Source organism: Luteimonas campi (genome assembly GCF_051162505.1).
Lineage (GTDB): Bacteria > Pseudomonadota > Gammaproteobacteria > Xanthomonadales > Xanthomonadaceae > Luteimonas.
The window spans coordinates 136831-149828 of the sequence record NZ_JBNWEM010000002.1 but is presented as its reverse complement, the minus strand read 5'-3'; the positions used below and the strand labels follow the sequence as shown (position 1 = coordinate 149828).

15 protein-coding genes are annotated in these 12998 nt (G+C 70.7%); 11 read left to right on the top strand and 4 right to left on the bottom strand.

The window, feature by feature from the left end; translation table 11 throughout:
• Positions 1-8 precede the first annotated feature (8 nt).
• Entirely contained in the window at positions 9-1355 is a 1347-nt protein-coding gene (locus tag ACQYVW_RS05805; RefSeq protein WP_434946335.1) for a pectate lyase family protein, read from the bottom strand.
• A 161-nt stretch (positions 1356-1516) separates the two neighbouring features.
• Between ACQYVW_RS05805 and ACQYVW_RS05800 the strand changes: the two genes are divergently transcribed.
• From ACQYVW_RS05800 to ACQYVW_RS05765, 8 genes are all read left to right on the top strand, one after another.
• On the top strand, positions 1517-2356 hold the full coding sequence (locus tag ACQYVW_RS05800) for a 2-keto-4-pentenoate hydratase (protein WP_434946334.1): 840 nt from the start codon (positions 1517-1519) through the stop codon (positions 2354-2356).
• Complete coding sequence (locus ACQYVW_RS05795) at positions 2353-3345, top strand: TRAP transporter substrate-binding protein (protein ID WP_434933802.1); 993 nt, start codon at positions 2353-2355, stop codon at positions 3343-3345. Before ACQYVW_RS05800 ends, ACQYVW_RS05795 begins: the two co-directional genes overlap by 4 nt.
• Positions 3346-3354: 9 nt before the next feature.
• Entirely contained in the window at positions 3355-3867 is a 513-nt protein-coding gene (locus tag ACQYVW_RS05790; RefSeq protein WP_434946333.1) for a TRAP transporter small permease, read from the top strand.
• Complete coding sequence (locus ACQYVW_RS05785) at positions 3867-5150, top strand: TRAP transporter large permease (protein ID WP_434933800.1); 1284 nt, start codon at positions 3867-3869, stop codon at positions 5148-5150. Before ACQYVW_RS05790 ends, ACQYVW_RS05785 begins: the two co-directional genes overlap by 1 nt.
• 126 nt (positions 5151-5276) lie before the next feature.
• Positions 5277-6326: a LacI family DNA-binding transcriptional regulator gene (locus ACQYVW_RS05780; protein WP_434933799.1), complete on the top strand. Its 1050-nt coding sequence runs from the start codon at positions 5277-5279 to the stop codon at positions 6324-6326.
• 383 nt (positions 6327-6709) lie between these two features.
• On the top strand, positions 6710-7558 hold the full coding sequence (gene kduI, locus ACQYVW_RS05775) for a 5-dehydro-4-deoxy-D-glucuronate isomerase (protein ID WP_434933798.1): 849 nt from the start codon (positions 6710-6712) through the stop codon (positions 7556-7558).
• A gap of 15 nt (positions 7559-7573) precedes the next feature.
• Positions 7574-8332 (top strand): 2-dehydro-3-deoxy-D-gluconate 5-dehydrogenase KduD, encoded by a 759-nt coding sequence (gene kduD / locus ACQYVW_RS05770; RefSeq protein ID WP_434933797.1) that lies wholly within the window; start codon positions 7574-7576, stop codon positions 8330-8332.
• A 110-nt stretch (positions 8333-8442) separates the two neighbouring features.
• Positions 8443-9570: a GDSL-type esterase/lipase family protein gene (locus ACQYVW_RS05765; RefSeq protein WP_434946332.1), complete on the top strand. Its 1128-nt coding sequence runs from the start codon at positions 8443-8445 to the stop codon at positions 9568-9570.
• Positions 9571-9629: 59 nt separating this feature from the next.
• On the opposite strand, the gene ACQYVW_RS05760 is transcribed toward ACQYVW_RS05765, so the two are convergent.
• A complete protein-coding gene (locus tag ACQYVW_RS05760; RefSeq protein WP_434933795.1) occupies positions 9630-9764 on the bottom strand; it encodes a hypothetical protein in 135 nt (44 codons plus the stop codon).
• 59 nt (positions 9765-9823) lie between these two features.
• Here ACQYVW_RS05760 and ACQYVW_RS05755 point away from each other — a divergent pair, with 59 nt between their 5' ends.
• The 3 genes from ACQYVW_RS05755 (at position 9824) to ACQYVW_RS05745 (ending at position 11590) form a co-directional block, all read left to right on the top strand.
• The gene (locus ACQYVW_RS05755; RefSeq protein ID WP_434933794.1) at positions 9824-10600 is read left to right on the top strand and encodes an SDR family oxidoreductase; all 777 of its coding nucleotides are present in this window, start codon (positions 9824-9826) and stop codon (positions 10598-10600) included.
• The gene (locus ACQYVW_RS05750; protein WP_434946331.1) at positions 10590-11093 is read left to right on the top strand and encodes a methyltransferase family protein; all 504 of its coding nucleotides are present in this window, start codon (positions 10590-10592) and stop codon (positions 11091-11093) included. Before ACQYVW_RS05755 ends, ACQYVW_RS05750 begins: the two co-directional genes overlap by 11 nt.
• 62 nt (positions 11094-11155) lie before the next feature.
• Entirely contained in the window at positions 11156-11590 is a 435-nt protein-coding gene (locus ACQYVW_RS05745; protein ID WP_434946330.1) for a VOC family protein, read from the top strand.
• Positions 11591-11602: 12 nt separating this feature from the next.
• On the opposite strand, the gene ACQYVW_RS05740 is transcribed toward ACQYVW_RS05745, so the two are convergent.
• On the bottom strand, positions 11603-12253 hold the full coding sequence (locus tag ACQYVW_RS05740; protein ID WP_434946329.1) for a DUF4124 domain-containing protein: 651 nt from the start codon (positions 12251-12253) through the stop codon (positions 11603-11605).
• Positions 12250-12996 carry a DUF4124 domain-containing protein gene (locus ACQYVW_RS05735; RefSeq protein WP_434946328.1) on the bottom strand — a complete coding sequence of 249 codons (747 nt, stop codon included), beginning with the start codon at positions 12994-12996 and terminating at the stop codon, positions 12250-12252. The genes ACQYVW_RS05740 and ACQYVW_RS05735 overlap by 4 nt, the downstream gene beginning before the upstream one ends.
• Positions 12997-12998 lie beyond the last annotated feature (2 nt).

Sequence of the window (12998 nt, the reverse complement as noted above, 5' to 3'; positions counted from 1 at the left end):
GGCCTGCGTCAGCGCAGCGGTTCGCCGCGCGCATATCCCGCGTGCGGCTCCATCGTGTCGAGATCCCATTCGGATTCGACGAAGGGCCTGCGGGTCTCGGCGTACTGCGGATAGCCGCCCACCTCGTCCTGGCTGTCGATGATCTCGCCGCGGCCCTCGATCACGTCGGCGACGATGCGCCGGTCGATCGGGTCGCGGTTCCAGGGCGTGGCGCCGGCATTGGCGATGACCGCGTCCTGCACCTGCGCAGAGGGCTGCAGCGTCACGCCGAAGGGCAGGGCGGGCGCATCGCGCAGGCGGTTCACCTTCACCGGTGCGGTGGTGTAGCGGCCGATCTCGGGAATCGTGGCCTCGCCGATCGCATCGACCGCCAGGTTGTCCTCGAGATAGAGATCGACATCGCCGGAACCGCCGACCATGAACAGCGCCAGCTTGCGCGTGTCCGGACCGGCGCGCAGCACGTTGCCGCGCAGCACCATCGTCCCGGTGGCGTAGTCGTGCCCCAGCCACTCCTCGGCGATGAGGTTGTAGTGGGCGGCACGCGCGCCCGGGTTGTAGATGAGATTGTTGATCACCTGCCCCGACACGCCGCCCTTGAACAGCGGATTGCGCTCGTAGTTGTGCGCGTACAGGTTGCCCACGATCAGGATGTCCTGCACGTGGTCGTGGACCAGGGTGCCCTTGGAGTGCTCGCCCTTGCCGTGGCTGGAATAGGCCAGGCCTTCGGCGATCAGGTTGTTGCTGAAGGTGACGCGGCGCGAGGTGCCCTTGCGGAAATCCTCCAGCGTCCGGCCGCCCTCGATGAAGCGCGTGCCCGACGAGGACAGGCCCTCGTCCGTGCCCCAGGTCAGCGAGCAGTGGTCGACGATCACGTTCTCGGCGCGCACGGTGGAGATCGCATCGAAGTCCACGCCGCTGCGCAGGGGCTGGCCGGCGTCGCCCGGGCGCACGCGGAGATGGCGCACGACCACGTCGTGGGTGGCGATATCGATCCCGCCGCGGATGAGGGTGATGCCGGGCGCGGGCGCGGTCTGCCCGGCGATGGTGAGATGGGGCTCGGTGATGCGCAGGGTCTTGACGCCCAGGTCGATCACGCCGCCCACCTCGAACACCACGATGCGCGGCCCCGGGCTGTTCACCGCCTCGGCGAACGAGCCGGGACCTTCCGCTGCCAGCGTGGTCACCCGCAGGATCCGCCCGCCGCGGCCGCCCGCGGTGTCTGCCGCCCAGCCCTGCGCGCCCGGAAACGCGATCGCGTCGGACGCCGGCTGCGCAAGCGCCGGCAGGATCAGCGCGGACAGGCACACAAGGGTGGCCAGCCGCGCCAGCAGGGAGGATCGGAACGATGGGCTCATGCAGGATCTCCGCAGTGCGTTAGGGTGCCGGCAGCGCCTCGCTTACGAAATGACGCACTGCACATTGAAAGATGACACCGCTTTACCTTATACCGTCACCCGTGGTGCGGCGATCTGCACTGCAACATCACGCGGCCAGGGCAGAGGGGACAAGGATCCATATGACACCGACGAGCCCCGGCGGGGTTGACACCGCCGGACAACACATCGCCGACCGCTTTGTCCAGGCGCGCCGCCGCGCCGTAAGCCTGCCGGACTTCCCCGGCCCGATTCCCGCCGACCTGGTCGCCGCCTACCGCGTGCAGGATGCCGCCATCGCGCTCTGGCCGGACCGCGTGGTCGGCTGGAAGGTGGGCTACATCGCCGCGGACCGCCGCGACGCATCCGGGGACGAGCGCCTGCTGGGGCCGATCTTCGCGGGCAACCTGCAAGCGGGTTCGGCAGGCGTCTCCTTCCCGATCTTCGCTGGCGGCTTCGGCGCGATCGAGGCCGAATACGTGCTGCGCCTGCGCGCGGATGCGCCCGAGGGCAAGCGCGACTGGACGCCTGCGGAAGCCGCCGGACTGCCGGCCGACCTGTACGTGGGTGTCGAGATCGCCAGCAGCCCGCTGGCGACGATCAACGAGCTGGGGCCGCGCGTGGTGGTCTCGGATTTCGGCAACAACAACGGGCTGGTGCTGGGTCCGCAGATCCAGGACTGGCTCGAGGTGCCCGAAGCGCGGATGCAGGTTGCGACCTCGGTCGACGGTGTCGTCGTCGGCGAGGGCGGTGCATCGAGGCTGCCCGGCGGCCTGCTGGCGGCGTATGCGTTCGCGCTGTCGCGATCGGCACGGCGGTGCCGCCCGTTGCGCGCGGGCGAGCTGATCGCGACCGGCAACGCGACCGGCATCCACGACATCCGCGAAGGCCAGCAGGCCACGGTCGATTTCGGGCAGCACGGGCGGATCTCCGGGCGCGCAGTGGCGGCACTGCCTTTCGGTGGCGCGGAGACGCAGGCATGAGGCGGCGCGCATTCATCGCCGCGGCGGGCGCGGCCTGCGTGGCGGGCCTGCCGATGTGGCCAGGTGCGCGTGCGGCGGGCGGGGCCACGGTCCTGACCGCCACCGACGTGCATGTGTCGAACTACCCGACGGTCGAGGCGGTGCGGTTCATCGGCGAGACGCTCGAGCGCGAGACAGGCGGTCGGGTGCGCCTGCGCCAGTACCACTCCGGCCAGCTCGGCCGCGAGTCGGAGGCCATCGACATGGCCCGCTACGGCGCGATCGACATCACCCGCGTCTACGGCGGCGCGCTGAACAACGCGTTCCCGCTCACGATTCCGCTGTGCCTACCCTACGTGTTCGATTCCACCGCGCACATGCGCCAGGCGCTGGATGCGGGCATCGCGCAGACCGTGCTCGACGGCTTCCGCACGCGCGGACTCGTGGGGCTGGCGATCTACGACAGCGGCGCGCGCTGCTTCTACAACACGCGCAGGCCGCTGGTGGTGCCGGAAGACCTGCGCGGGCTGAAGATCCGCGTGGCCGCTTCCGACATCTTCATCCGGCTGGTGCGCATGCTCGGCGCCAACCCCACGCCGATGTCGCTGGGCGACACGTTCTCGGGCATGGAGACGCGCATGATCGACGGCGCCGAGAACAACATGCGCAGCTTCCACTCGAGCCGTCATTTCGAGGCGGCCAGCTACTGGTCGCAGAGCGAGCATTCGCGCGCGCCGGACATCCTGCTGGTCTCGCAGCGCTCGCTCGACGCGCTGCAGCCGGGCGATCGCGACCTGCTGATCGATGCCGCGCGCGAGTCTGTCAAGGTGATGCGCAGGTTGTGGGACGCGTCCGAGGCGGCGGCGCGCCAGGCCGTGGCCGAAGCCGGCGTGGCCTTCAACGACGTCGATGGCGCAGCGTTCCGCGCGGCGGCGCGCCCGCTGGTCGAGGATTACCTGGCTGACGCGGCCATCGCCGATATCCATCGCCGCATCCGCGCGGCGACCTGAGGAGGGACGATGAGCGAAGAAGAGAAGCCGCAGCACGACGTGCGCGCCACCGCGCTCGACCGCCTGTCGGATGCCTCGATCGGCGTGGCGGTGGCCGCGCTGCTGGGGCTGGTGGTGGTGCAGGGCTGGCAGGTGTTCGCCCGCTACGTGGTCAACGATTCGCCCAGCTGGACCGAGCCGGTGACCATCCTGCTGCTGGCCGCGGCCATGAGTTTCGGCGCGGCCTCGGGCGTACACACCGGACGTCACTTCGGCTTCTTCCTGCTGGCGCAGGCGATGCGGCCGCTGCATCGCAGGTTCGTCGACACCGTGGTCAACCTCGTGATCGCGGCGATCGGCGCGGTGATGGCTAGCTGGGGCGCGGTGCTGCTGGCCGACGGCCTCGACATCAGGATGGCGGGCGCGCCGCTGCCGCAGAGCCTGCCCTATCTGCCGCTGGCGCTGGGCGGGGCGCTGATGGTGGTGTTCGCGCTCGCGCGCGGCGTTGCGGTGTGGACCGCGGACAAGGGCGGGGAAGGCTGATGGCGATCGCGCTGCTGTTTGGAATCTTCGTGCTGCTGCTGGCGATCGGCGTGCCGGTGGCGTTCGCCCTGGCGGCCGCGTCGATGGCGACGCTGGCCTATCTCGGGCTGCCGGAAGTGGTGATGGTCCAGCAGATCGGGGCGGGCATCGGGACCGCGTCGCTGATCGCGATTCCCCTGTTCATCTTCGCCGGCGAGATCATGATGCGCGGCGGCATCTCGGAACGGCTGATCGCGCTGGCGTCCTCGCTGGTAGGGCGCATCCGCGGCGGCCTGGGACAGGTGAGCATCCTGTCCTCGCTGTTCTTCGGCGGCGTCTCCGGATCGGCGATCGCCGATGTCTCCGCGGTCGGCGGGACGATGATCCCGCAGATGGTCAAGCGCGGCTACGACCGTGATTTCGCGGTGAACGTGAGCATCACCGCGGCGCTGGTGGCCCTGCTGGTACCGCCTTCGCACAACCTGATCCTGTACTCGGCGGCGATGGGGGGCGGCATCTCGATCGCCGACCTGTTCGCCGGCGGCATCCTGCCGGCCTTGCTGATGACCGTGGTGCTGATGGTCACCGGCTACGTCGTCGCGCGGCGCCGTGGCTACGGCGTGGAGCCCTTCCCGGGGCTGCGCGCGGTGCTGGTGCGGCTGCTGGCGGCGTTGCCGGGCCTGGGCCTGGTGGCCTTGATCTTCGTCGGCATACGCGCCGGCATCTTCACCGCGGTGGAGAGTGCGGCGGTCGCGGTGCTGTACGCGCTGCTGGTGACCACGGTGCTGTACCGGCAGTTGCGCTTCCGCGAGTTCCTGGCGACGGTGACGCATGCGGCGCGCACCACCGGGGTGATCCTGTTCGTGATCGCGACCGCGGCGCTGTTCGGCTGGCTGCTGGCCTACCTGCAGGTGCCCGCTGCGGCGGTGCATGCGCTGCAGTCCTTCGCCGACAGCCCGGAGATGGTGCTGGTGCTGATCGTGGTGATGCTGCTGTTGCTGGGCATCTTCATGGACCTGGCGCCGATGATCCTGATCTGCACGCCGATCTTCCTGCCGGTGGCGCGCGCCTATGGCATCGACCCGATCCACTTCGGCATGGTGCTGGTGCTGGCCGGTGGATTGGGCCTGGTCACGCCGCCGGTGGGTTCGGTGTTGTTCGTGGGCACGGCGATCGGCAAGATCACCATCGGCCAGAGCCTGCGCACGATCTGGCCGTTCTGGCTCGCCGGCCTAGCGGTGCTGCTGGTGGTCGCGTTCTGGCCGCCGCTGTCGCTGTGGCTGCCGGCGATGCTGCGCGGCTGACATCGCCCGCGGGGATCGGGGCGTCGGGGCGGACCGGTGCGGGGCGCCGGCCCCGCCTGAATCCGACAAAGCCCGGCCGCTCCGCGCTAGACTGCCCGGACACCGGTATCACCGGGCAGGAGTCGTATGTCGCGCCCCCCCAAGGAAGACAGCCCCAAGGCCTCGCTCGGCGGCAAGGCCGCCACCATCAACGACATCGCCCGGCTTGCCGGCGTGTCGAAGAAGACCGTCTCGCGGATCATCAACCACTCGCCGCTGGTGCGCAGCGACACCCGCGAGAAGGTCGAGGCGCTGATGCGGGAGGTCGGCTACGTGCCCGACCCGATGGCGCGCGGGCTGGCGTTCCGGCGCTCGTTCCTGATCGGCATGATCTACGACAACCCGACCGCACAGTACATCGTCGACATCCAGTACGGCGCGCTCGACGCGCTGCGCGATTCGGGCTTCGAACTGGTGGTGCATCCCTGCGACAGCCGCAGCCCCGACTACGTGGACGGCGTGCGCCGCTTCGTGCAGCAGCAGAAGCTGCACGGGGTGATGCTGGTGCCGCGCGTGTCGGAGGACCAGGCGCTGTGCGACATGCTCAACGAGATCGGCTGCCGCTACGCGCGCATCGCCGCGGTCTCGCTGGACGGCCCGGAAAAGATGGTGGTCACCCACGACCGCGACGGTGCGGCCGAGGTCGCGGACTATCTGCAAAGTCTCGGCCATCGCGATGTGGCGATGATCACCGGCCCGGCCGCCTACCGGTCGGCGATCGAACGCACGCAGGGCTTCGTCGGCGCACTGCAGCGGCGCGGCATCGAGCTGCCGAAATCGCGACTGGTGGAGGCCGGCTATACCTTCGAGTCGGGCGTGGCCGCCGCCGAGAAGCTGCTGTCGGCGAAAGAGCGCCCGACCGCGATCTTCTGCGGCAACGACGAGATGGCCGCCGGCGTCTACCGCGTGGCGCTGCGCACCGGCATCCAGATCCCGCAGCAGCTGTCGGTGGTGGGGTACGACGACAGCACCCTGGCCTCGCGCCTGTGGCCGCCGCTGACCTCGGTGCGCCGCGACACCCGCGACACCGGTCGTATGGCGGCGGCAATGCTGCTGCAGGCCGAGTCGACCAGCCGTCCGCTCGCGAGCGTGCGTCCGCACCTGGTGATCCGCGACTCCTGCCAGCCGCCCGCGTAGGCGGGCGACAGCGTTCCCGCGTTCGGACAGACGATCTCAGTGGATCGGCTGGCGCGCAGCCTTGACGGCTGCAGGCATCCGGCGCCGCGCTCGACCCATGGTGTCCACGCGCTGACGCGTGCGCAGTCGCGCGCCGCCGGCGCGGTCCGCCTGTGCGGACAACGTCTGCCCGCGGCCCGGACAGTTGCGGTGGAAGTCGGAGCCGGCCGGCGTTCCGCGCGAACCCCTTCGCCTGGCCTGCGTCCAATGGTCCTTCCCAGGAAGCGCTGGCAGCGGCCCGGCGTGCCGCAGCGCAATATGACACCGGTTACCAAAGTGGATAGACTGGCTCGAGTCGATCCCCTGGCCGGCCTCGCCGGCCTCCGAATCACGGAGTCCCCGCCATGTTCAGCAAGACCTACCACGCCACCCACCCCGACATGATGGATGGCGCCAGCAACGACCAGCTGCGCGACCGCTACCTGGTCGGCAACCTGTTCGTCGCGGACACGGTGCAGCTCAACTACTCGCACAACGAGCGCTTCGTGATCGGCGGGGCCGCCCCGGTCTCGAAATCCGTCGCGCTGCCGCGCCAGACCGAACCCGAGTCGGCGAAGGGCCATCCCTTCCTGGAGCGCCGCGAACTGGGCGTGATCAACGTGGGTGCAGGCGCCGGCAAGGTGACCGTTGACGGCACCGAATACGCGCTCGGGCCCAAGGACGGCCTGTACGTGGCGATGGGCAGCCAGGACGTCACCTTCGCCTCCGACGACGCAGCCGCGCCGGCGAAGTTCTACCTCACCTCGACGCCTGCGCACGCGCGTTTCGAGACCAGGCAACTGTCGATCAAGGACGCCGTCGCACTGGAGCGCGGCGCGCTGGAAACCAGCAACGAACGCACGATCTACCAGTTCATCGTGCCGGCCACCTGCCAGTCCTCGCAGCTGCTGCTGGGCCTGACCGTGCTCAAGCCCGGCAGCGTGTGGAACACCATGCCGCCGCACCTGCACGACCGCCGCAGTGAGATCTATTTCTACTTCGACCTGGGCGAGAACGATCGCGTCTACCACTTCATGGGCCAGCCCGACGCGCAGCGCCACATCGTGATGCAGAACGACGAGGCGGTGATCTCGCCGCCGTGGTCGATCCACATGGGCGCGGGGACGTCCAACTACGCCTTCATCTGGGCGATGGGCGGCGAGAACCTCGACTACACCGACATGCACGTGCTGGACATCTGCCAGCTCAAGTAACCAGGAGGCAACAACGTGGCAGGCAATCCCTTCAGTCTGGAAGGCAAGGTCGCGCTGGTCACCGGCGCCAACACGGGCCTCGGCCAGGGCATCGCCCTGGCGCTGGCCGAGGCGGGCGCGGACATCGCCGGCGCCGGCATCGTGGAAGCCGTTGAAACCGGCGAAAAGGTGCGCGCGCTCGGCCGCCGCTTCGTCAACCTCGAGGCCAACCTGATCTCGATCGAACCGGTGGCGCGGCTGGTGGAGGGCACCGTCGCCCAGCTGGGCCGGCTCGACATCCTGGTCAACAACGCCGGCCTGATCCGCCGCGCCGACGCGGTCGACTTCAGCGAGAAGGACTGGGACGACGTGATGAACGTCAACATCAAGTCCGCGTTCTTCATGTCGCAGGCCGCCGGCCGCCACTTCATCGCCCAGGGCAGCGGCAAGATCATCAACATCGCCTCGATGCTGTCGTTCCAGGGCGGCATCCGCGTGCCCTCGTACACCGCGTCCAAGAGCGGCATCGCCGGCATCACCCGGCTGCTGGCCAACGAGTGGGGCGCGAAGGGCGTGAACATCAATGCGATCGCGCCGGGCTACATGGCCACCGACAACACCGCGCAGCTGCGCGCGGACGCGGACCGCAACCAGGCGATTCTCGACCGCATCCCGGCGGCGCGCTGGGGCGAACCCTCGGATCTCGGCGGTGCGGCGGTGTTCCTGGCCAGCCGCGCCTCGGATTACGTCAATGGCGCGGTGATCCCGGTCGACGGCGGCTGGCTCGCGCGCTGATCGACTGCGGAACGGGCGGACGGCCGGCGTCCTCTCCCATGCGGCGATCCGTCCGTTCCGCTTCCGTCCCCGGCCGGGGAACCATCGCCGGCCGCTCCGAGGACACATCCATGCTGCATCGGATCAAGCAGCTGGCCGCCTGCGCCGGCCTGTGCATCGCCGCCACCGCTTCGGCGGCAGACGCGTCCGTTCGCGTCTTCATCGCGGGGGATTCGACCGCCAGCGAGTATCCGGCGTCGCGCGCGCCGCGCCAGGGCTGGGGCATGCAGCTGCAGCGCTACCTGGCCGATGGGGCGCAGGTGCGCAACCACGCGCAGAGCGGGCGCAGTGCGCGCAGCTTCATCGAGCAGGGCTGGCTGGACGGCATCGCGCGCGAACTGGACGCGGGCGACGTGCTGCTGGTGCAGTTTGGCCACAACGACGCAAAGATCGAGGATCCCGCGCGCTACAGCGAACCCACGGCCGAGTACCCGCGCTGGCTGATGCGTTACGTCGACCTGGCGCGGGCGCGCGGGGCCATCCCTGTGCTGGTGACGCCTGTGGCGCGGCGCAAGTTCGACGGCAGCCAGCTGCTGGACACGCACGGCCCCTATTCGCAGGCGGTGCGCGAGCTGGCGCGGCGCGAGGGCGTGACGCTGGTCGACCTCCACGCCGCGAGCATGGACTGGCTGCGTCTGGCCGGCGATGCGCGTTCGAAGCCCTACTACATGCACATGCCGGCCCAGAGGCAGGCCGACGACACCCACTTCAGCGCGGCAGGCGCGCAGCTGGTGGCGTGTCTGGTGGCCGCGGGTTGGCGTGGGGCCGATGCCGGCGCGCCGGTGCGCGAGGTGACGCCGGAGGAGTGCCATCGCATCGAGGCCGGCACCGCGCCACCGGTCTCGCCCTCGGTCGTGGTCGCCGAACGCGACATCGCCGTCGTGCAGCCAGGCCCGCATGGCGGCCAGGGCAGCACCACGGCCTATCCATTCTTCGCCGACGCGACCGGGTTCGACCTGGTATTCCGCAAGCGCGCGCTGCATCCGGGCGCGACGATCGGCGCCCACGTCAACGACAAGGACGAGATCTACTACGTGCTGTCGGGCCGGGGCGAGCTGACGCTCAACGGCGCGGTGCGCGAGGTCGGTGCGGGCGACGCCATCCTCACCCGCAACGGCGACAGCCACGCGCTGCGCCAGCTGGGCGACGAGGACCTGGTGATCTTCATCGTGTTCGACGAGGCCTCGCGCAGCCGCTGAAGCCGGGCAGCTGACCGTCCGGTCGGGCGCGATTCCTGCCGGGATCGTGCCAGCGCATTTCAGGTCGGGGCCGCTTCGGCCGGCGCTGCTGCCTGGGGTTCCGGAAGCTTCTCTTCGGGCGGATCGGGCGGCGGCGCGCAGGCGCTGCAGGCGAACAGCGCGGCGAGCATGCCCAGTCGGCGGATGGCGTGCATGGCGGCCTCCCTGTGGGTCCGGCGTTATGCTACGCCGGTCACGTCAAGGGGAACTGAGCATGGATCCGCATCGCTGGCGCCTGGATGGGCAACTGGCGCTGGTGACCGGCGGCAGCGCCGGCATCGGCCGCGCGATCGCGCGCGAGCTGCTGGGTTTCGGCGCCACGGTGCTGATCGTCGCGCGCAACGGCGATGCGCTGGAGGCCGCGCGCGATGAGCTGGCCGAGGAATTCCCGGCCGGCGACATCCGCGCCTTCATCGGCAACGTCGCCGACGAGGAGCAGCGGCGGGAAGTGCTGGACTGGGTCGAGGACCAGGGCGAGGGCCTCAACATCCTGGTCAACAACGCCGGCGGCAACCTCACCCGCGCGGCCAACGACTACACCGAGGACGAGTGGCGCGAGATCTTCGAGATCAACCTGTTCAGTGCCTTCGAACTGTCGCGCTACGCCTACCCGCTGCTGACCCGCCATGCCGTCTCGTCGATCGTCAACGTCGGCAGCGTGTCGGGGCTGACCCACGTGCGCAGCGGCGCGCCCTACGGCATGAGCAAGGCGGCCATGCACCAGATGACGCGCAACCTCGCGGCCGAATGGGCCGAGGACGGCGTGCGCGTGAACGCGGTGGCGCCCTGGTACATCCGCACGCGCCGCACCTCCGACAAGCTGTCGGATCCGGACTACCTGGACGAGGTGCTGCTGCGCACGCCGATGGGGCGGGTGGGCGAACCCGAGGAGGTCGCCGCCGCGGTCGCATTCCTGTGCCTGCCCGCGGCCGGCTACATCACCGGCGAATGCATCGCGGTGGACGGCGGCTTCCTGCGCTATGGCTTCTGACGTCGCGCCGGCGGGCGCAACGCGCACGACGGCACCCTGGCTGGTGCGCTCGACCTCGCCGCTGCACTGCGTACTGGCGTTCGCCGCCGGCGCCCTGGTGCAGGGCGGCCTGGATCTGCCCGTGCCGCATGGCGGCCTGCGCGATGGCCTGCAGCTTGCCGGCACCGTGCTCGCGAATGGAGGCCTGCTGCTGGTGCTGTGGAGTTTCGCGCTGTTCGCACGCCGCCGCACCACGATCATGCCCGGGAGCGTGCCCAGCGGACTGGTGCGAGGCGGGCCGTTCCGGCGTACGCGCAACCCGGTCTACATCGGCATGCTGGCCAGCTACGTAGGCCTGGCCCTGATGTACGACCTTCCCTGGGCGCTGGCGATGCTGCCGCTGCCGGTGTGGGTCCTGCAGCACCGCATCATTCCCTGGGAGGAGGCGACGCTGCAGTCGCGCCTCGGCGCGGCCTACGCCGCCTATCGGGACGCCGTACCACGCTGGCTGTAGCCGGTGGCGCCGGCAAGGGGCGGAATGCTATCAAGGCGCCCCGACCCAGCAGGATGCGTTAGATGGAAACCACCGAACTGTTCCGCGGCCGCCTGATCGATCACCTGCAACTGGTGGTGCGCGATCTGGACGCGAGCCGACGCTTCTACGAACCCGTCCTCGCCGCGCTGGGCGTGCCGCTCGGCGGCAGCGGCGAAGGTTGGTTCTGGGCCGACGAGCTGTTCGTCTCCGGCATCGACAGCGAGGCGGCGCAGGGCCAGCCCACCGGGCGCCACCACTTCGCGTTCCAGGCGCAGGACCGGGCCATGGTCGACGCCTTCCATGCGGCCGCCCTGGCGCACGGCGGTCGCGACAACGGCGCGCCGGGCGAGCGCGCCTACCATCCCGGCTACTACGCCGCGTTCGTCCTGGATCCGGACGGCAACAACATCGAGGCGGTGTACCACGGCCCCGCGCAGCGCAGCGCCGAATCGGTGCGGATCAGCTTCGAAGGCTGAGCGGCCGACCGGTCAGGGCGGCAGGGCGCAGGTGGAATCGGTGAGGATGCGGGTGACCCGCGCGAAGTCCTCCTGCAGCCCGGCCTTGTCCGCCGCACGCGCGTGGCGCCATGCCGATTCGATCTCGCGCTGGCGCCGCTTCCAGCCCGCGCACTCGGCCTGCTGGCCGATGCGCGCGCAGGCGTCGTAGCGGTTCTCGCAGGCCTGGCCCACGCCGCCCGTGTCCAGGCGCACGCAGCGCGGCTTCGGCGCCGGGTCCTCGCTGACGTAGCTGTCGTTGTCCCAGGTCTCGCACTGGTAGATCGGCGGGGGCGGCAGGCGATCCTCGGCCGCGAGCCTGGCCGGCCGGGGCAGGTCGGGCCGCGGCGGGCCGGCGATCGGTTCGTCTTCGGGGCCGGCGACCAGCACGAAGTCCGACGCCGGGGGCGGAGTCCAGGCCGGCTCTTCCACCACGGTCAGCGGCGCGGGCGGGGCCGGACGCGTCGGCAGCGCCTCGACCCGGCGGATCTCCTGGCGGCTGCCGGCCGGGCAGGGCGTGCCGTTCTGGATCGTGACCTCGCCGCTGGCGGCGGTGCAGCGGTAGATGGTGGCTGCGTCCTGGGCCGCGGCGATCGGGCCGTACGCCAGCAGGGCGGCGGCCAGCAGCAAGGCGGGGCGCGTCACGGCTGTCCGCAGTCCGCGGCGAGGCGCGCGTCGATGCCGCGCTCTTCAAGGCGCAACGTGTCGCGCTCGCGCTCTTGGGCATTGAAGAAGCGGCGCCGGATCTCGTCGCGGCGGTCGGCCAGGCGCGCGCAGACCTCGCCCTGGGGCAGGGCATGGCAGGTGTCGCGCACCCAGGTGCCGGCGCCGCCGTAGCCAGGACCGTGTCCGCCGTGCCCGCCGTGCGGCGGTCGCCCGCGGCCGCTCGATGGCGGCTCGGGCCTGGGCGTGGGGGCGCCGACATAGCCGCCCAGGGGCCGCCGGGCGTAGTAGTCGATCAGTTCGCGGCCGCCGCCATCCTGGCGGGGATGCCCCGGCCGCCAATTGCCGCGATAGCCCTGGGCCCACAGCGGCACCCAGCGCGGATTGCCGTCGCCGGTCTCGCTGGTGTACCGCTCGCCGTCCGGCGTCACGCACTCGTACATGGGCTGCGGGGCGCGCGCGACGACCACCTGCGGAGCGGGCGCCGGTGGCGCCTGGGCCTGGACGGGCGCGGGTCGCGGTAGTGGCGTGCCGTCCTGCGGCCGCTGCATCTCGCGCACCTCTCCGTCGCTGCCCTCGGCACAGGGCACGTCGCCGATGGTGACATGTCCGCGCGCATCCACGCAGCGATACACCGTCACCGGCTCGGCCGCCGTCGCGCCCAGCGCGCACGCGGCAATCGCCAGTGCGGGCAACAGGCGGCGGGCGGTGGCTGGCAGGCGCATGC

Coding starts and splice junctions, on each gene's coding strand:
- ACQYVW_RS05805 (WP_434946335.1), bottom strand. CDS start 1,355: ATGAGCCCATCGTTCCGATCCTCCCTGCTGGCGCGGCTGGCCACCCTT.
- ACQYVW_RS05800 (WP_434946334.1), top strand. CDS start 1,517: ATGACACCGACGAGCCCCGGCGGGGTTGACACCGCCGGACAACACATC.
- ACQYVW_RS05795 (WP_434933802.1), top strand. CDS start 2,353: ATGAGGCGGCGCGCATTCATCGCCGCGGCGGGCGCGGCCTGCGTGGCG.
- ACQYVW_RS05790 (WP_434946333.1), top strand. CDS start 3,355: ATGAGCGAAGAAGAGAAGCCGCAGCACGACGTGCGCGCCACCGCGCTC.
- ACQYVW_RS05785 (WP_434933800.1), top strand. CDS start 3,867: ATGGCGATCGCGCTGCTGTTTGGAATCTTCGTGCTGCTGCTGGCGATC.
- ACQYVW_RS05780 (WP_434933799.1), top strand. CDS start 5,277: ATGTCGCGCCCCCCCAAGGAAGACAGCCCCAAGGCCTCGCTCGGCGGC.
- kduI (WP_434933798.1), top strand. CDS start 6,710: ATGTTCAGCAAGACCTACCACGCCACCCACCCCGACATGATGGATGGC.
- ACQYVW_RS05765 (WP_434946332.1), top strand. CDS start 8,443: ATGCTGCATCGGATCAAGCAGCTGGCCGCCTGCGCCGGCCTGTGCATC.
- ACQYVW_RS05760 (WP_434933795.1), bottom strand. CDS start 9,764: ATGCACGCCATCCGCCGACTGGGCATGCTCGCCGCGCTGTTCGCCTGC.
- ACQYVW_RS05755 (WP_434933794.1), top strand. CDS start 9,824: ATGGATCCGCATCGCTGGCGCCTGGATGGGCAACTGGCGCTGGTGACC.
- ACQYVW_RS05750 (WP_434946331.1), top strand. CDS start 10,590: ATGGCTTCTGACGTCGCGCCGGCGGGCGCAACGCGCACGACGGCACCC.
- ACQYVW_RS05745 (WP_434946330.1), top strand. CDS start 11,156: ATGGAAACCACCGAACTGTTCCGCGGCCGCCTGATCGATCACCTGCAA.
- ACQYVW_RS05735 (WP_434946328.1), bottom strand. CDS start 12,996: ATGCGCCTGCCAGCCACCGCCCGCCGCCTGTTGCCCGCACTGGCGATT.